This window comes from Streptomyces sp. YKOK-I1, from assembly GCF_054660435.1.
Window position 1 is genome coordinate 6,494,675 of record NZ_BAAGDR010000001.1, and the last position, 16,730, is coordinate 6,511,404.

General features: G+C 72.1%; 17 protein-coding genes. 9 read left to right on the top strand and 8 right to left on the bottom strand.

Annotated features, from left to right (window positions below; genetic code table 11):
* Positions 1 to 25: 25 nt before the first annotated feature.
* Positions 26 to 1,483, top strand: coding sequence for an NAD(P)H-quinone dehydrogenase (locus tag ACYQ8Q_RS29000; RefSeq protein ID WP_460068807.1), 1,458 nt, complete (start codon positions 26 to 28; stop codon positions 1,481 to 1,483).
* A 132-nt stretch (positions 1,484 to 1,615) separates the two neighbouring features.
* Positions 1,616 to 2,569, top strand: coding sequence for a DeoR/GlpR family DNA-binding transcription regulator (locus ACYQ8Q_RS29005; RefSeq protein WP_460068808.1), 954 nt, complete (start codon positions 1,616 to 1,618; stop codon positions 2,567 to 2,569).
* Positions 2,570 to 2,707: 138 nt separating this feature from the next.
* Here ACYQ8Q_RS29005 and ACYQ8Q_RS29010 read toward each other — a convergent pair whose 3' ends face one another.
* Positions 2,708 to 4,483: an acetyl/propionyl/methylcrotonyl-CoA carboxylase subunit alpha gene (locus ACYQ8Q_RS29010; protein ID WP_460068809.1), complete on the bottom strand. Its 1,776-nt coding sequence runs from the start codon at positions 4,481 to 4,483 to the stop codon at positions 2,708 to 2,710.
* 384 nt (positions 4,484 to 4,867) lie between these two features.
* On the opposite strand from ACYQ8Q_RS29010, the gene ACYQ8Q_RS29015 reads away from it, so the two are divergent.
* Positions 4,868 to 5,443 (top strand): hypothetical protein, encoded by a 576-nt coding sequence (locus ACYQ8Q_RS29015; protein ID WP_460068810.1) that lies wholly within the window; start codon positions 4,868 to 4,870, stop codon positions 5,441 to 5,443.
* Here ACYQ8Q_RS29015 and ACYQ8Q_RS29020 read toward each other — a convergent pair.
* The 4 genes from ACYQ8Q_RS29020 to ACYQ8Q_RS29035 all read right to left on the bottom strand — a co-directional run bounded on the left by ACYQ8Q_RS29020 (position 5,412) and on the right by ACYQ8Q_RS29035 (position 8,103).
* Complete coding sequence (locus ACYQ8Q_RS29020) at positions 5,412 to 6,017, bottom strand: Maf family protein (protein ID WP_055634355.1); 606 nt, start codon at positions 6,015 to 6,017, stop codon at positions 5,412 to 5,414. The two genes, ACYQ8Q_RS29015 and ACYQ8Q_RS29020, sit on opposite strands and share 32 nt — an antisense overlap.
* Positions 6,018 to 6,021: 4 nt before the next feature.
* Positions 6,022 to 6,150 (bottom strand): morphogenic membrane protein MmpB, encoded by a 129-nt coding sequence (gene mmpB, locus ACYQ8Q_RS29025; RefSeq protein ID WP_133912730.1) that lies wholly within the window; start codon positions 6,148 to 6,150, stop codon positions 6,022 to 6,024.
* Positions 6,151 to 6,285: 135 nt separating this feature from the next.
* Positions 6,286 to 6,498: an acyl-CoA carboxylase epsilon subunit gene (locus tag ACYQ8Q_RS29030; RefSeq protein ID WP_460068811.1), complete on the bottom strand. Its 213-nt coding sequence runs from the start codon at positions 6,496 to 6,498 to the stop codon at positions 6,286 to 6,288.
* A gap of 9 nt (positions 6,499 to 6,507) precedes the next feature.
* Positions 6,508 to 8,103 (bottom strand): acyl-CoA carboxylase subunit beta, encoded by a 1,596-nt coding sequence (locus tag ACYQ8Q_RS29035; protein WP_460068812.1) that lies wholly within the window; start codon positions 8,101 to 8,103, stop codon positions 6,508 to 6,510.
* Positions 8,104 to 8,213: 110 nt separating this feature from the next.
* On the opposite strand from ACYQ8Q_RS29035, the gene ACYQ8Q_RS29040 reads away from it, so the two are divergent.
* Both ACYQ8Q_RS29040 and ACYQ8Q_RS29045 read left to right on the top strand, forming a co-directional pair.
* Positions 8,214 to 9,080 carry a biotin--[acetyl-CoA-carboxylase] ligase gene (locus tag ACYQ8Q_RS29040; protein ID WP_460068813.1) on the top strand — a complete coding sequence of 289 codons (867 nt, stop codon included), beginning with the start codon at positions 8,214 to 8,216 and terminating at the stop codon, positions 9,078 to 9,080.
* 137 nt (positions 9,081 to 9,217) lie between these two features.
* Positions 9,218 to 10,315 (top strand): adenylate/guanylate cyclase domain-containing protein, encoded by a 1,098-nt coding sequence (locus ACYQ8Q_RS29045; RefSeq protein WP_460068815.1) that lies wholly within the window; start codon positions 9,218 to 9,220, stop codon positions 10,313 to 10,315.
* A 26-nt stretch (positions 10,316 to 10,341) separates the two neighbouring features.
* On the opposite strand, the gene ACYQ8Q_RS29050 is transcribed toward ACYQ8Q_RS29045, so the two are convergent.
* The gene (locus ACYQ8Q_RS29050; RefSeq protein WP_460068816.1) at positions 10,342 to 10,956 is read right to left on the bottom strand and encodes a hypothetical protein; all 615 of its coding nucleotides are present in this window, start codon (positions 10,954 to 10,956) and stop codon (positions 10,342 to 10,344) included.
* A 222-nt stretch (positions 10,957 to 11,178) separates the two neighbouring features.
* Between ACYQ8Q_RS29050 and ACYQ8Q_RS29055 the strand changes: the two genes are divergently transcribed.
* The 3 genes from ACYQ8Q_RS29055 (at position 11,179) to hutH (ending at position 14,877) form a co-directional block, all read left to right on the top strand.
* Complete coding sequence (locus ACYQ8Q_RS29055) at positions 11,179 to 11,982, top strand: enoyl-CoA hydratase/isomerase family protein (protein WP_460068817.1); 804 nt, start codon at positions 11,179 to 11,181, stop codon at positions 11,980 to 11,982.
* A gap of 83 nt (positions 11,983 to 12,065) precedes the next feature.
* The gene (locus ACYQ8Q_RS29060; RefSeq protein ID WP_460068818.1) at positions 12,066 to 13,217 is read left to right on the top strand and encodes a GGDEF domain-containing protein; all 1,152 of its coding nucleotides are present in this window, start codon (positions 12,066 to 12,068) and stop codon (positions 13,215 to 13,217) included.
* 121 nt (positions 13,218 to 13,338) lie between these two features.
* Positions 13,339 to 14,877: a histidine ammonia-lyase gene (gene hutH, locus ACYQ8Q_RS29065; RefSeq protein WP_460073531.1), complete on the top strand. Its 1,539-nt coding sequence runs from the start codon at positions 13,339 to 13,341 to the stop codon at positions 14,875 to 14,877.
* Between the two features lie 71 nt (positions 14,878 to 14,948).
* Here hutH and ACYQ8Q_RS29070 read toward each other — a convergent pair whose 3' ends face one another.
* Together ACYQ8Q_RS29070 and ACYQ8Q_RS29075 are read right to left on the bottom strand one after the other, a co-directional pair.
* Positions 14,949 to 15,749 carry a hypothetical protein gene (locus ACYQ8Q_RS29070; protein WP_460068819.1) on the bottom strand — a complete coding sequence of 267 codons (801 nt, stop codon included), beginning with the start codon at positions 15,747 to 15,749 and terminating at the stop codon, positions 14,949 to 14,951.
* 42 nt (positions 15,750 to 15,791) lie between these two features.
* On the bottom strand, positions 15,792 to 16,118 hold the full coding sequence (locus ACYQ8Q_RS29075) for an LPXTG cell wall anchor domain-containing protein (protein WP_460068820.1): 327 nt from the start codon (positions 16,116 to 16,118) through the stop codon (positions 15,792 to 15,794).
* 109 nt (positions 16,119 to 16,227) lie between these two features.
* Here ACYQ8Q_RS29075 and ACYQ8Q_RS29080 point away from each other — a divergent pair, with 109 nt between their 5' ends.
* Positions 16,228 to 16,617, top strand: a complete 390-nt coding sequence (locus tag ACYQ8Q_RS29080) for a hypothetical protein (protein WP_460068821.1) — start codon at positions 16,228 to 16,230, stop codon at positions 16,615 to 16,617.
* The last annotated feature ends 113 nt before the right edge of the window (positions 16,618 to 16,730 follow it).

Below are 16,730 nucleotides of genomic sequence, written 5' to 3' on the forward strand. Positions count from 1 at the left end.
CGGGCACCGCGGACCGTGCGGGACAATGGGGCATGTGACTCGGATCGTGATCATCGGTGGCGGACCCGGCGGCTATGAGGCGGCGCTGGTGGCCGCGCAGCTCGGCGCGGAGGTGACCGTCGTCGACAGCGACGGTCTGGGCGGGGCGTCGGTGCTCACCGACTGCGTGCCGTCGAAGACCCTTATCGCTACGGCCGAGGTCATGACGACCTTCGACTCGTCGTACGAGGAACTCGGCATCATCGTCGCCGACGACACCCCGCCCCTGGAGCAGGCGGCCCGGGTGGTCGGCGTGGATCTCGGCAAGGTCAACCGCCGGGTGAAGCGGCTCGCGCTCGCCCAGTCGCACGACATCACCGCCTCCGTCACCCGGGCCGGCGCCCGGGTCATGCGCGGCAAGGGCCGGCTGCGGGGCATGCAGGCCCTCGACGGCTCCCGCCAGGTCGTCGTCACCGCCGCTGGGGGTCCCCCCTCTGGGGGAGGCACCGAGGAGACCCTCACCGCCGACGCCGTGCTGATCGCCACCGGCGGTCACCCGCGCGAGCTGCCGGACGCCCAGCCCGACGGCGAGCGCATCCTGAACTGGACCCAGGTCTACGACCTCGGCGAGCTGCCCGAGGAGCTCATCGTGGTCGGCTCCGGCGTCACCGGCGCCGAGTTCGCCGGCGCCTACCAGGCCCTGGGCTCCAAGGTCACCCTCGTCTCCTCCCGCGACCGGGTGCTGCCCGGCGAGGACCCCGACGCCGCCGCCGTCCTGGAGGACGTCTTCCGGCGCCGCGGGATGAACGTGATGGCCCGCTCCCGCGCCGAGTCCGCGAAGCGGGTCGGCGACCGTGTCGAGGTCACCCTCTCCGACGGCCGGGTCATCACCGGCTCGCACTGTCTGATGGCCGTCGGCGCCATCCCCAACAGCGAGGGTCTCGGCCTGGAGGAGGCGGGCGTCAAGGTCCGCGAGTCCGGGCACATCTGGACCGACAAGGTCAGCCGCACCACCGCACCGGGCGTGTACGCCGCCGGTGACGTGACCGGCGTCTTCGCGCTGGCGTCCGTCGCCGCCATGCAGGGCCGTATCGCCATGTACCACTTCCTCGGCGACGCGGTGGCCCCGCTCAACCTCAAGACGGTCTCGTCGAACGTCTTCACCGACCCCGAGATCGCCACCGTCGGCTTCACCCAGGCCGACATCGACGGCGGCAAGATCGAGGCCCGGGCCGTCAAGCTGCCGCTGCTGCGCAACCCGCGCGCCAAGATGCAGGGCATCCGCGACGGCTTCGTCAAGATCTTCTGCCGCCCGGGCACCGGGATCGTCGTCGGCGGTGTGGTCGTCGCACCCCGTGCCTCGGAACTGATCCACCCCATCTCGATCGCCGTCGACAACAATCTGACGGTCGAACAGATCGCGAACGCCTTCACCGTGTACCCGTCCCTTTCGGGGTCGATCGCCGAGGTGGCCCGGCAGCTGCACACCCGACGCGAGCTCTGAGAAGCCCGGAAAGGGGGCGGGTCGGGGTCTGGTCAGGGTCCTATACCACTCCCCGTCCCCTTGTGCGAACAACTTCTACTATTCGGCGCAAAGAGCTGAAAGCAGACGGTCGCCCGCGTTACTGTCAGTTTCGTGTTCGCTGCAGAACGTCGCCAATTGATCCTCGAAATGGTGCGAGCGAACGGGGCCGTGTCGCTCCGTGAGCTCGCCCGCGTCGTCCAGACCTCCGAAGTGACCGTACGGCGGGACGTGCGCGCACTGGAGGCAGAAGGACTCCTCGACCGCCGGCACGGCGGTGCGGTATTGCCGGGCGGATTCACGCGGGAATCCGGCTTTCCGCAGAAATCCCATCTCGCGACCGCCGAAAAGACCGCCATCGCGGACCTCGCCGCGGGCTTCGTCGAAGAGGGCGAGGCCATCGTCGTCGGAGCCGGTACGACCACCCAGGAACTCGCCCGCCGGCTGGCGCGCGTCCCCGGACTCACGGTCGTCACCAACTCCCTCCTGGTGGCCCAGGCGCTGGCCCACGCCAACCGGGTGGAGGTCGTCATGACCGGGGGCACCCTGCGCGGTTCCAACTACGCCCTCGTCGGCAGCGGGGCCGAACAGTCCCTCCAGGGGCTGCGTGTCTCCAGGGCCTTCCTCTCCGGGAGCGGGCTGACCGCCGAGCGCGGACTGTCCACGTCCAACATGCTGTCGGCCTCCGTCGACCGTGCGCTCGTCCAGGCCGCCGCCGAGGTCGTCGTCCTCGCCGACCACACCAAGCTCGGCACCGACACCATGTTCCAGACCGTGCCGACGGACCTCATCACCCGGCTGGTGACCGACGAGCCGCCCGCGCACGACGACCGTGCCGCCACCGAGCTCCAGGCCCTCGCGGACCAGGGGGTGCAGATCGCCGTGGCCGGGGCGTCCGGGAACCCGGGGGGTGAGGCGGTCCCGGCGCGGCCGCAGCCGCAGCGCCGGGACGTGCCGCTTCCCGCGCCGCGGCGGGGTCAGGTGCCGGGGCTGCGGGCGACCGCGGTCCTCGGGGACGCGCCTTCCGGTGGGGAGCGGGCCCGGGTCGCGGACCTTCGCCGCCGCTGATTCGGTAACCGGCGGGGTTTCGTCGCCTAGGCGCCGTAGGGGTGTGCCTTGTGGGGCGAGTGCCGGTTCGTTGTGGCTTGTCGCGCAGTTCCCCGCGCCCCTTACGTGGGCGCGGGGAACCGGTGTGTGAAAGTGCCGTCAGTCCTTGATCTCGCAGATCGGGGCGCCCGAGGTGATGGAGGCGCCGACCTCTGCCGCGAGGCCCTTGACGGTGCCGGAGCGGTGGGCGTTGAGGGGCTGTTCCATCTTCATGGCCTCCAGGACGACGACCAGGTCGCCCTCCTTGACCTCCTGACCCTCCTCGACGGCCACCTTGACGATGGTGCCCTGCATCGGGGAGGCGAGGGTGTCGCCGGAGGCCACCGGGCCCGACTTCTTCGCGGCGCGGCGCTTGGGCTTGGCACCGGCGGCGAGACCGGTGCGGGCCAGGGTCATGCCCAGGCTGGCCGGGAGGGAGACCTCCAGGCGCTTGCCGCCGACCTCGACGACGATCGTCTCGCGGTCCTTGTCGTCCTCCTCCGCGTCGGCGTCGGCCGTGGCGGAGAAGGGCTTGATGTCATTGACGAACTCGGTCTCGATCCACCGCGTGTGAACCGTGAACGGCTCGGCGGAGCCGGTGAGTTCGGGCGCGAACGCCGGGTCCGTGACCACCGCGCGGTGGAACGGGATGGCGGTCGCCATGCCCTCGACCTGGAACTCCTCCAGGGCGCGGGAGGCCCGCTGCAGGGCCTGCTCACGGGTGGCGCCGGTGACGGTCAGCTTCGCCAGCAGCGAGTCCCACGCCGGGCCGATGACCGAGCCCGACTCGACGCCCGCGTCCAGGCGCACGCCCGGACCGGTGGGCGCGGTGAACGTGGTGACCGTGCCGGGGGCCGGCAGGAAGCCGCGGCCCGGGTCCTCGCCGTTGATGCGGAACTCGAAGGAATGCCCGCGCAGCGGCGGGTCGGTGTAGCCGAGGGCCTCGCCGTCGGCGATCCGGAACATCTCGCGCACCAGGTCGATGCCCGCGACCTCCTCGGTCACCGGGTGCTCCACCTGGAGCCGGGTGTTGACCTCCAGGAAGGAGATCGTGCCGTCCAGGCCGACGAGGAACTCCACCGTGCCGGCGCCGACGTAACCGGCCTCCTTCAGGATCGCCTTGGAGGAGGAGTACAGCTCCGCGACCTGCTCGTCGGAGAGGAACGGCGCGGGGGCCTCCTCCACCAGCTTCTGGTGGCGGCGCTGGAGCGAGCAGTCACGGGTGGAGACGACGACCACGTTGCCGTGGCTGTCCGCCAGGCACTGGGTCTCCACGTGCCGGGGCTTGTCGAGGTAGCGCTCCACGAAGCACTCGCCGCGCCCGAACGCGGCGACCGCCTCACGGACGGCCGACTCGTACAGCTCGGGGACCTCTTCCAGCGTCCGGGCCACCTTCAGACCGCGGCCGCCACCGCCGAACGCGGCCTTGATCGCGATCGGCAGACCGTGCTCCCGCGCGAACGCCACGACCTCGTCGGCGCCGCTCACCGGGTCGGGGGTGCCCGCGACCAGCGGGGCGCCGGCGCGCTGGGCGATGTGCCGGGCGGCGACCTTGTCGCCCAGGTCGCGGATGGCCTGCGGCGGCGGGCCGATCCAGATCAGACCCGCGTCCAGGACGGCCTGCGCGAAGTCGGCGTTCTCCGAGAGGAAGCCGTAGCCCGGATGGACGGCGTCCGCCCCCGACTCACGGGCCGCGTTCAACACCTTGTCGATGTCCAGGTAACTGGTCGCCGGGGTGTCACCGCCCAGGGCGAACGCCTCGTCCGCGGCACGCACGTGCAGAGCGTCCCGGTCCGGGTCGGCGTACACGGCCACACTGGCGATACCGGCATCCCGGCACGCCCGGGCCACGCGGACTGCGATTTCGCCACGGTTGGCGATGAGCACCTTGCGCACGATTGAGGCTCCCTCCTTGAAACAAGCCGAGTTTAGGGACTGCCGACACGACACATCGACCCGTCCCCAAAGGTGAGCTTGCCCACACGGAGCGTGATGCCAGGCTCACTCGACCGCGAAATCCCTTGTAGTACCGCCGTACGCAGCACTCCTCCTGGCAACCCTAGCCCTCCCGTGTGGTCAAGGTCTCTGTGAGAGCGTGCTGCGGCCCACTCCGTTTCTTTGTGGAGTCCCTACGAATGGCCCAACGATTCTTTGCCCCGCACGGAACCCTTGTCCCCGGGTTTACCCGTTAGTAGCGTTCACGATGTTTCGAACGTACTTGGGGTAACTGAAACCCTGCTCGACTCCGGATCGAGCGCAGGCGAAAGTGGGTGGGGAACGGTGGTGCGAAGACCGCTGGCGTTGGTCGTGGCTCTGGTGCTGTTCGTGGAGGGGTTCGGCATCGCTCTGCTGAACTGGGCCCTGGGGATCATGGCCGACTCCCAGAACATGTCCCTGGCCGGCATCGACCCGGACGTCATGTCGACGTCCTCGAAGGCCGGCGGGGTCGTCTTCGGCCTCTACTTCGCCGCCTGCGGCCTGGTCGCCCTGCTGGTGGCCGTACGCAACCGGGCGCCCTCCCTCCTCGGCCGCATCCTCCTGATCAGCGCCGCCGTGACGCACGGTCTGCTCGGCGCCCTCGCCTGGGGGCTCCTCGGCCGGGCGCAGTTCACCTTCATGGTCGTGATGCTCGGGCTGATCGTCCTGCTCCTGATGACGTACGACGCCCGGCCGGAGCCCGCGGCCGAGGTGGCCGGCCACGGGGAGCCGCGGAACGGGGGGCCCGGGGAGGGCGGTCCCACGAGCCTTGAGAAGAGCGGCGAGAAGAGCGGGGAGAGCGGCGAGGAGGGCGAGTCGGGCGGTGAGGAGAGTGACGGCTCCGCGGTCACGCCTCCGGCGGCGCCCACAGCTCAGTGATGCCGACGCCCAGCCGGCCCAGCAGCCTGCGGACCAGCGGCAGGCTGATGCCGATGACATTGCCGTGGTCGCCGTCGATGCCGTCGATGAACGGGGCCGAGCGGCCGTCCAGGGTGAACGCCCCCGCCACATGGAGGGGCTCGCCCGAGGCAACGTACGCGGCGATCTCCTCGTCGCTCGGCTCGCCGAAGCGGACCACCGTGGAGGCGGTCGCGGAGGCGTACTGCCCGCTGAGGGTGTCGTAGACGCAGTGGCCCGTCTGGAGCGTGCCGGCCCGGCCGCGCATCGCCTTCCAGCGGGCCGTGGCCTCCGCGGCGTCGGCGGGCTTGCCCAGCGCCTCCCCGTCCAGGTCGAGCACGGAGTCGCAGCCGATCACCAGCGCGCCCTTGGTGTCCGGGCGCGCCGCCACCACGCTCGCCTTCGCCTCCGCCAGCGCGAGGGCCAGTTCGGCGGGGGTGGGGGCGGTCACCGCGTCCTCGTCGACCCCGCTGACGATGACCTCGGGGGAGAGGCCGGCCTGCCGCAGGAGGTTCAGACGGGCGGGGGACTGGGAGGCGAGGACGAGTCTGCGCATGCGGTCAGCGTAGGCCCAGCACGATCATCGCGACCACCATGGCCAGGGCGAGGAAGAAGCCGAGCCGCCTCAGGGTCTCCTGCATGTCGCGGAGTTCCTTGGGCGGCTCGTTCTTCGGGTCTGACCACAGCATGCGACCAGCCTGCGGCTTGACCGGGGGGGTTGGCCTGAGTAGGGGTACTTATTTGGTGCTGTGAGTTGTCCTTCTGTGCGCCCACGCGGCGGAGCCGCATATCGATACAGCCCCGCGCCCCTGACGTACCCCGACTCACCCGGGCCAGTAGGTGCGGGTCCAGGATGCCTGGCCCGGCTGGGGGACGCGGCGGCCCGCGATCCGCGACGGGTCGGACCACGCGTCCCTGGGGCCCTCCGCGCCGCCGGGCGGCGTGGCCGCCGCCGCCGCGGCGCGGGCCCTGACCACCGCCAGGGCGGCGGCGAGCTCCTCGGGGGTCGGGTTGCCCCGTACGACCTTGATCGTCACAGCGGCTCCTTACAGGGGGATGTTGCCGTGCTTCTTCGGGGGCAGGGATTCCCGCTTCGTGCGCAGTTGACGCAGGCCGCGGACGATGTGGCGACGGGTGTCGGACGGCAGGATCACGGAGTCGACGTAGCCGCGCTCGGCCGCGATGTAGGGGTTGAGGAGGGTGTCCTCGTACTCCTGGATCAGCCGGGCGCGCACCGCGTCCAGATCCTCACCGGCCGCCTCCGCCTCGGCGATGGTGCGGCGGTGCAGGATGTTGACCGCGCCCTGGGCGCCCATGACGGCGATCTGGGCGGTCGGCCAGGCGAGGTTGAGGTCGGCGCCCAGGTGCTTGGAGCCCATGACGTCGTACGCGCCGCCGAAGGCCTTGCGGGTGATGACCGTGATGAGGGGGACGGTGGCCTCGGCGTAGGCGTAGATCAGCTTGGCGCCGCGGCGGATGATGCCGTCGTGCTCCTGGTCGACGCCGGGCAGGAAGCCGGGGACGTCGACGAAGGTGAGCACCGGGATGTTGAAGGCGTCGCAGGTGCGCACGAAGCGGGCGGCCTTCTCGGACGCCTTGATGTCGAGACAGCCGGCGAACTGCATCGGCTGGTTGGCGACGATCCCGACCGGATGCCCCTCGACCCGGCCGTAGCCGGTGAGGATGTTCGGCGCGAACAGCGGCTGCGTCTCGAAGAACTCGGCGTCGTCCAGGATGTGTTCGATCACCGTGTGCATGTCGTACGGCTGGTTGGCGCTGTCCGGGACGAGGGTGTCCAGCTCCAGGTCCTCGTCGGTGACGGCGAGATCCGCCTCCTCGGGGAAGACCGGGGCCTCCGAGAGGTTGTTGGACGGCAGGTACGACAGCAGCTGCTTGATGTACTCGATCGCGTCCTTCTCGTCGCCCGCCATGTGGTGGGCCACGCCGGACACGGAGTTGTGGGTCCTGGCCCCGCCCAGCTCCTCGAAGCCGACGTCCTCGCCGGTGACCGTCTTGATGACGTCCGGGCCGGTGATGAACATGTGGGACGTCTGGTCGACCATCACCGTGAAGTCGGTGATCGCCGGGGAGTACACGGCCCCGCCGGCGCAGGGGCCGACGACCAGGCTGATCTGCGGGATGACACCGGAGGCGTGGGTGTTGCGGCGGAAGATCTCGCCGTACGCGCCGAGGGAGGCCACCCCCTCCTGGATGCGGGCGCCGCCGGAGTCGTTGATGCCGATGACCGGGCAGCCCGTCTTCAGCGCGAAGTCCATCACCTTGACGATCTTCTGGCCGTAGACCTCGCCCAGCGCACCGCCGAAGACGGTGAAGTCCTGGGAGAACACGGCCACCGGGCGGCCGTCGACCGTGCCGTAACCGGTCACGACACCGTCGCCGTACGGGCGGTTCTTCTCCAGGCCGAAGTTGGTGGAGCGGTGCCGGGTGAACTCGTCGAGCTCGACGAACGATCCCTCGTCGAGGAGGAGTTCGATGCGCTCACGGGCCGTCAGCTTGCCCTTGGCGTGCTGCTTCTCCACGGCGCGTGCGGAGCCGGCGTGCGTCGCCTCCTCGATCCGGCGCTGAAGATCCGCGAGCTTGCCCGCGGTGGTGTGGATGTCGATCTCTTCCGGCTCGGACATCGGGATGCGGCTCCCTGCCTGCTCAAAAGGGGGGACGGTTACTCATCCGTAGAGTAGTGGTGCGCCTACCAATCAGCAGTGCGGCGTTTCACACACCTAGGGTGGCTTGCATGACGCCCCGAGATGACTCAGACGCCAACGGCAGCCGCTGGTCCGACCTCGACCGGCCGCCCCTCAACGCAGCCTCCCTGCGCCGGGCGCTGGCCCGGGACGGCGGCTTCTACGGAGACCTGGAGGTCGTCCAGCGCACCGGGTCCACCAACTCCGACCTCGTGGCCCGCGCCGTGGCCGGGAAGGCCGCCGAGGGGGCCGTGCTCGTGGCCGAGGAGCAGACCTCCGGGCGCGGCCGCCTGGACCGGCAGTGGACGGCGCCCGCGCGCTCCGGCCTGTTCTTCTCCGTGCTGCTGCGGCCGGCCGGGGTCCCCGTGGCCCGCTGGGGCTGGCTGCCGCTGCTCACCGGCGTGGCCGTCGCCACCGGTCTGGCGCGTGCGGGGGGTGTGGACACGGCACTCAAGTGGCCCAACGATCTGCTGGTGACCGTGGGGGGCGAGGAGCGTAAGGCGGGCGGGATCCTCGCCGAGCGGGCCGGTGAGGACGGTGTGGTCGTCGGCGTGGGCATCAACGTCAGCCTGCGCGCGGAGGAACTGCCGGTCCCGCAGGCGGGCTCGCTGGCGCTGGCCGGCGCGGTGAACACGGACCGCGACCCGCTGCTGCGGGCCGTGCTGCGGTCGCTCCAGGAGTGGTACGGCCGCTGGCGCGAGGCGGGCGGGGACCCGGCGGCGAGCGGTCTGCAGGAGGCGTACGCGGCGGGCTGCGCGACCCTGGGACGCGAGGTGCGGGCGGAGCTGCCGGGGGACCGCTCGGTGGTCGGAGAGGCGGTGGCCGTGGACGGCGACGGCCGCCTGGTGATCGCCACGGGGCAAGGGGTGCAGGAGCCGGTGGGGGCGGGGGACATCGTGCATCTGAGGCCCGCGTGAGGGAAAAGCGCTCGACGCCGGGTGCCGCTTCCGTCAAGGGGACTTACCGTCGGCTCCACGGGCGTGAGCTACCGCACACTGCCGTAGAGTTGAGGCCGGTCGATACCTGACCGCGGAAGATCGGAAGGGCAGCAGGCGTGACCGTCGACGACACGGGCTCCGACGATCCCGACGAGGGCAACCCGCTCGCCCTGCGCCTCGAAGGGCTCATCCTGGGCGCGGAGCGGCGCTACACCCCGTTCCAGGCGGCCCGCAGCGCCGGTGTCTCCATGGAGCTGGCGTCCCGTTTCTGGCGGGCGATGGGCTTCGCCGACATCGGGCAGGCCAAGGCGCTCACCGAGGCCGACGTGCTGGCGCTGCGCCGGCTGGCCGGTCTGGTCGAGGCGGGCCTGCTGAGCGAGGCGATGGCGGTGCAGGTCGCGCGGTCGACGGGACAGACCACCGCCCGGTTGGCGGAGTGGCAGATCGACTCCTTCCTGGAGGGCCTGACCGAGCCGCCCGAGCCCGGGATGACCCGCACCGAGGTCACGTACCCCATCGTCGAACTGCTGCTGCCCGAGCTGGAGGAGTTCCTGGTCTACGTCTGGCGCCGCCAGCTCGCCGCCTCGGCCGGCCGGGTCGTGCAGGCCGCGGACGACGAGGAGATGGTGGACCGGCGGCTCGCCGTCTGCTTCGCCGACCTGGTCGGCTTCACCCGGCTGACCCGGCGGATGGAGGAGGAGGAGCTCGGCGAGCTGGTCGAGGCGTTCGAGACGACCTCCGCCGACCTGGTGGCGGCCCGTGGCGGACGGCTGATCAAGACCCTCGGCGACGAGGTGCTGTACGCGGCGGACGACGCGGGTACCGCCGCCGACATCGCGCTGCTGCTGGTCGAGACGATGAGCAACGACGAGACGATGCCCGAGTTGCGGGTCGGCATGGCGTTCGGCACGGTCACGACCCGGATGGGCGATGTCTTCGGTACGACGGTGAACCTGGCCTCCCGGCTGACGTCGATAGCGCCGCGCGACGCCGTGCTGGTGGACAGCGCGTTCGCCGAGGAGCTGATCCGTACCGGGGACGCGCCGGCCTCGGAGGCGGAGGCCGCCGAGGCGGCCGCGGCGGCGGAGAAGGAGGGCGAGGAGCCGCCGAAGTACCGCTTCGCGCTCCAGCCGATGTGGCAGCGCCCGGTCCGCGGCCTCGGCGTGGTCGAGCCCTGGCTGCTCAGCCGCCGCCCGGACCCGGTGGACGACTGACCCAGGGCCCTTCCGACGGAGGGGTGTCACAGCCCGGACGGCACGTTCAGGGCGTCCACGCACAGGCCTACGACGGGGACGCACACGCCCGGCTGCCGGGTCGGCGTGGGCTGCGGCGGGGCGGGGGCCGGGGAGACGGTGGCCGTCGGCGCGGGTGCCCGGGGCGGTGGCGGAGTGGACCGGGGTGCGGCGCCGCGGGTCGGCGCGGGGACCGGGGGGTGCGCGGGGGCGTAGGAGGCGCCCGGGGCGAGGGCTGCCGGGGTGGGCGTGCCCGGGGTGCCGGGGGCGACCGGGCCGACCTCGGGCGCCGGCCGGGTGCTGGCCCCGCCCATGGCGGAGGGCGCGGTCGGGCCGGCCGCGACGGTGGCCCCCGGGTCGGCGGTACGGGCCGTGGCCGTGGCGGTGGCCGTGGCGGTGCCGGTGACGGGCTCCGGACGGGGTTCCGCCTCCGCGGTGCCGATGCCGGTGACCCCGCTCGGGCCGGACGACATCCTCACCAGGCTCAGCACCCCGGCGGCCAGGGCGAGGCCGCCCGCGGCGAACAGCACCTTGCGGGGCCGGGGCCGGCGGTGCCGGCCGCGCGGCGCCGCCCAGAGCCGACTGGTCTCCACCTGCGCGTCGTCCACCGGTGTGCCGGCCATCGCGTCCCCTCCCGCTGCGGTCGCGCCCCACTGCGCCGGGGCGGACGCACGTTATGCGCTCCCCTGGGCGGTCGGAGACGACTTGGGCGAGATGTCACTCGAACGGGTGGACGCCCCCGCTTCCCGCGCCCGGGTCGGCCCTTTCCTCCGGCGGGCGGGCCTGGGATGATCGGGCGGTGCGCGGTGTTAACCGCCGTTAACCCAGTGGCCTTGGAGGACGTCATGGGCGAGGAACGGTTCGGGGAGTTCGTGGCGGTGCGGCGGCACGGGGACGGGGGCCATGTCGCGGAGCTGGTGCTCGACCGGCCCAAGGCCATGAACGCCGTGTCCACCGAGATGGCCCGGTCCCTCGGCGGGGCGTGCGCGGCGCTGGGCGAGGACCGGGACGTCCGGGTCGTCGTGCTCACCTCGACGCACGAGCGGGCGTTCTGCGTCGGCGCCGACCTCAAGGAGCGCAACTCCTTCACCGACGACGACCTGCGGCGCCAGCGTCCGGTCACGCGCGGGGCGTACACCGGGGTGCTGGAGCTGCCGGTGCCGACGGTCGCCGCGGTGCACGGCTTCGCCCTGGGCGGCGGGTACGAGCTGGCCCTCGCCTGCGATGTGATCGTCGCCGACCCCACGGCCGTGGTGGGGCTGCCGGAGGTGTCGGTGGGGGTGATCCCGGGCGGCGGCGGTACGCAGTTGCTGCCGCGCCGGGTGGGGGCGGCGCGCGCCGCCGAGCTGATCTTCACGGCACGCCGGGTGGAGGCCGGGGAGGCGCGGGAGCTGGGCCTGGTGGATGTGCTGGTGGAGGAGGGGCGGGACCGGGAGGAGGCGCTGGTCATGGCCGCGAGGATCGCGGCGAACTCCCCGGTGGGGCTGCGGGCCGCCAAGCGGGCGTTGCGCCTCGGGCACGGCCTGGATCTGCGGGCGGGGCTGGAGGTCGAGGACGCCGCCTGGCGGACCACGGCGTTCTCGGGGGACCGGGCGGAGGGCGTCGCCGCGTTCAACGAGAAGCGGGCGGCCCGCTGGCCGGGGGAGTGACTGCCGCGCCCCGGGCTGCGCACCCGTCACTCCTGGTGCCCTCTCGCATCCCGTTTTGCAGTAAATATCCCTAACCTGGGGCAATGGGTGAGGACAGACGCCTTGCGGCGGTCGTGGCGCTCGCGCAGGGCATGGCCGCCGCGCACACGCCCCGGGAGTCGTGGCGGGCGGCGGCGCTCGGGGCGTGCCGCGCGCTGGCCGGCGGGTTCGCCGCGCTGTCGGTGTGGGAGCGGGACCTGGGGCGGCTGCGGGTCCTGGTGAACGTGGGCGACCGGGCCGCCGGCGAGGAGGAGTTCCCCGAGGCCGAGGCCTATCCGGTGCACCAGTTCCCCGAGATCACCGAGTTCCTGCACGAGCGCTGGGTGTCCGGCGGCGGAGAGCCCAACGCCTGGGTGGAGACCGCGGAGGGGCCGGCCGAGGGCCGGCGGCCCGGGTACTGCCATCAGAGGGTCGCCGCCCTGCGCCGCCGGGGGCGCGGCTCGTGCGTCGTCGCGCCGATCGTGCTGCACGGCCGCGCCTGGGGTGAGCTGTATGTCGCCCGCTCCTGCGGCACCCCCGTCTTCGACCGCGCCGACGCCGACTTCGCGACGGTCCTCGCGGCCGTCGTCGCCGCCGGGCTCGCCCAGACCGAGCGGCTGGAGGAGGCCCGCCGGCTGGCCTTCACCGACGCCCTCACCGGCCTCGCCAACCGCCGCGCCGTCGACGTACGCCTGGAGGAGGCGGTCGAGCAGCACCGGGTGCGAGGGGTCGTGGTGAGTCTGGTGGTCTGCGACCTCAACGGGCTCAAGCGGGTCAACGACACCCTGGGGCACGCGGTGGGGGACCGGCTGCTGGAGCGGTTCGGGTCGGTGCTGTCCCTCTGCGGGGCCATGCTGCCCGGGACGCTGGCCGCCCGGCTCGGCGGGGACGAGTTCTGTCTGCTCGCCGCCGGACCGAGCGCCGACGACGTGGTGCGGGTGGCGGGCGAACTGTGCCGCCGGGCCGCGGAGCTGGAGCTGGGCGAGGGTGTGGCCTGCGGGGTCGCCTCCACCGAGGATCCCATCGGGCCGGTGCGCACCGCCCGCCGCCTCTTCCGGCTCGCGGACGCCGCCCAGTACCGTGCCAAGGCCGTACGGGCCGCCCGGCCGGTGGTCGCGGGCCGCGAGGGCCCCGAGGATCCCGTCGTACGACTGGCCGACGAGCCGCCGCGGGAGCGGCCCGTGGCCGAGCGGCGCAGCTTCCGCGGCCGGCCCTGAGCGCCCCGGACGGCGCCCGGGGCAGCGCCCTGGGCCCGAGTGTGACGCATTCGGTAAGGGGTGAACCGCGCACCCACTGGTGACATCTTCGTCTTCACTGCGTACGCTCCTGAATATGGATATGCACACTGTGGTGGTGGGGACGTCCGGGGTCACCGCGTCCGACGTACTCGCCGTGGCGCGCGGCGGCGCCCGCGTCGAGCTCTCCGGGGAGGCGGTCGCCGCCCTCGCGGCCGCCCGCGGGATCGTGGACGCGCTCGCGGCCAAGCCCGACCCGGTCTACGGCGTCTCCACCGGGTTCGGCGCCCTCGCCACCCGGCACATCAGCCAGGAACTGCGCGCGCAGCTCCAGCGCAACATCGTCCGCTCGCACGCCGCCGGCATGGGCCCGCGCGTCGAGCGCGAGGTCGTCCGCGCCCTGATGTTCCTGCGCCTGAAGACCGTCTGCTCCGGCCACACGGGTGTCCGGCCCGAGGTCGCGCAGACCATGGCCGACATCCTCAACGCCGGCATCACCCCCGTCGTCCACGAGTACGGCTCCCTCGGCTGCTCCGGCGACCTCGCCCCGCTGTCCCACTGCGCCCTCACGCTGATGGGCGAGGGCGACGCGGAAGGCCCCGACGGCACCGTGCGCCCCGCCGGCGAACTGCTCGCCGAGGCCGGTATCGACCCGGTCGAGCTGCGCGAGAAGGAGGGCCTCGCCCTCCTCAACGGCACCGACGGCATGCTCGGCATGCTGATCATGGCCCTCGCCGATCTGGACCGGCTCTACAAGTCCGCCGACATCACCGCCGCCCTCAGCCTCGAGGCGCTGCTCGGCACCGACAAGGTCCTCGCGCCCGAGCTGCACGCCATCCGCCCGCACCCCGGCCAGGGCGACTCCGCCGCCAACATGCTCGCCGTCCTCACCGGCTCCGAGCTGACCGGCCACCACCAGGACGACGCCCCCCGCGTCCAGGACGCCTACTCGGTGCGCTGCGCCCCGCAGGTCGCCGGCGCCGGACGCGACACGATGGCCCACGCCCGCTTGGTCGCCGAGCGTGAACTGGCGTCGGCGGTCGACAACCCCGTCGTGCTGCCCGACGGCAGGGTCGAGTCCAACGGCAACTTCCACGGCGCCCCCGTGGCCTACGTCCTCGACTTCCTCGCGATCGCCGTCGCCGACCTCGCCTCCATCGCCGAGCGGCGCACCGACCGGCTGCTGGACAAGAACCGCAGCCACGGTCTGCCGCCGTTCCTCGCCGACGACGCCGGTGTCGACTCCGGGCTGATGATCGCCCAGTACACGCAGGCCGCGCTGGTCGCCGAGCTGAAGCGGCTCGCCGTACCGGCCTCGGCGGACTCGATCCCGTCCTCCGCGATGCAGGAGGACCATGTGTCGATGGGCTGGTCGGCGGCGCGCAAGCTGCGCACGGCCGTCGACAACCTCACCCGTGTCATCGCCGTGGAGCTGTACGCGGCCACCCGCGGCATCGAACTGCGCGAGGGGCTCACCCCGGCGCCCGCGACCCGCGCGGTCCTGGACGCCGTACGCAAGGCCGGGGTCGAGGGGCCCGGTCCCGACCGGTTCCTGGCGCCCGACCTCGCGGCGGCGGACGCGTTCGTGCGCGAGGGACGGCTGCTCGCGGCGGCGGAGACCGTCACCGGACCGCTGAGGTAGCGCGGCAGGGCCCTGCCGTACGGAAGTGACGGCAGGGCCCTGTGTGACAGGCGGGTTGTGCGATACGCGGGTTACTTGAGCTTGCCGAGCTGGGCCGTGACCACGGCCGCCGGGACCGGGCCCATGTCGCCGCCGTCGGCGAACGCGGCGAAGTTGACCGTGTAGAACGTGGCCACGGTGTTGCCCTTGCGGATCACCTCGGCGTGGAACGTGGCCGTGCCCTCGCCGTCCATGTCGACGTCCTCGGAGAACGCCACCGACTCGTCGCCGCCCCCGGTGCCCTTCTCCGTGGCGACCTTGGTGACCTTGGAGGTCTCGCCGTCGGCCTTCAGCCCGTACCCGCCGGAGCAGGCCGTGATGCCGTCGGACACGGCCTGCACGGCCTTCTGGGCGCCGTCGCCGTCGTACGAGGACAGACCCACGAACGTCAGGGTGATGTCGAACGCATCCTCGATGTCGGCACCGCTGACGTCGTCCAGCGAGGTCGGGGTGTCCGAGACCTTGTCCGCCGAGACGGTGTTACTGGCGTTCGCGTCCGTCTCACCCGGGGCGAGCGCGGCCGTGGCCCAGGCCAGCGGGTCGCACGCCGCCTTGTCGGTCTTCACGGCCGACTTGGACTTGGGGAGCGTGTCGTCCCCGTCGGCCACCTTGTAGCCCTTGACGTCGCCCTGCGCGAGCAGCAGCTTCTCCAGCTCGGCCGAGGTCAGAGCCTTCGCGTCCGAACCGGACGACGAGGACGACGACGAGGACCCCTTGGAGTCCCCGGAGCCCTTCTTCGACCCGTCGTCCGACGAGCAGCCCGTGAGCAGGGCGAGTGACAGTGTGCCGATCGCGGCTGTGGCGCACAGCCGCGCCCCCGTTGATCTCTTCATGTCCGGACTATGAAACGCCTGTCAAAGAACAGTCAAGTTAATTCAAAAATCCAGGCGTTCCCGGCGTACCGAATAAACGACGAAACCGGCGCCCAGCGCGAGCAGCGTGGTTCCGCCGACCACGTACGGGGTGGTGTCGAAGCTTCCGGTGTCGGCGAGCCGGGTGCCGTCGTCGGACGTGGTCGACGCGGTGGTCGCGTTCGTCACCGTGGCCGTGGACGCGGCCCGCGCCTGGGCTGTGACCTGCGTCGTCGTCTCTGTTCTGGCCGCAGTGTCCTGGGTCGCGTTGGCGGACGGGACGAACCACAGGGCGCCCAGCAGGGTGCCCGCGGCGGTGGCGGTCAGCAACGGACGGCGAGCGGATGACACCGGATATCGATCCCCTTGTGGCGCTGGCGAATTGGCCCTGGGACCCGATGCTAGTGAAAGGCGCGGGTCGCGGGAAAGTTGCGGGAGCTGTGAGCCGTACGCTCCGGGCATGAACGCTGAGGAGACATCACGTTTTGTACGGGTTCGAGTGGACCTGGTGGTCGAGGTGCACGACCCGGACGGGCTGACCGGGGCGGCGGTCGGGCGGATCGAGGGCGATCCCGATCTTCCGGACACCGAGCGCGTCCACGCCCGGAGCGCTGTGACGGAAGACACCGCCGAGGCGATCGCGTATCTCGTGGATCCGTTCGACCTGGTCAGCGAGGTGCCCGGGGTGGAGCTCCAACAGGCCTCCTGGTCCACGGAACCGATCGATTACGACCCGGACTCGCCTGAGTGGGGTCCGTATGAGGATGATGGCGAGGACGAGTACGGCGATGACGGCGATGGCGGCGATGACGCCCTGCAACCGCCGCCCGGGGTTTCGCCGTCTCAGTAGACGCACGGACCGACCACCGCACCACCCGTCCCCATGGACGTGGCGTGGCCCACACATTCGGAGAATGTGGAACGGGGCCGACCGGTCGCAGCGTTTAAGTTCGTTAACGGGGA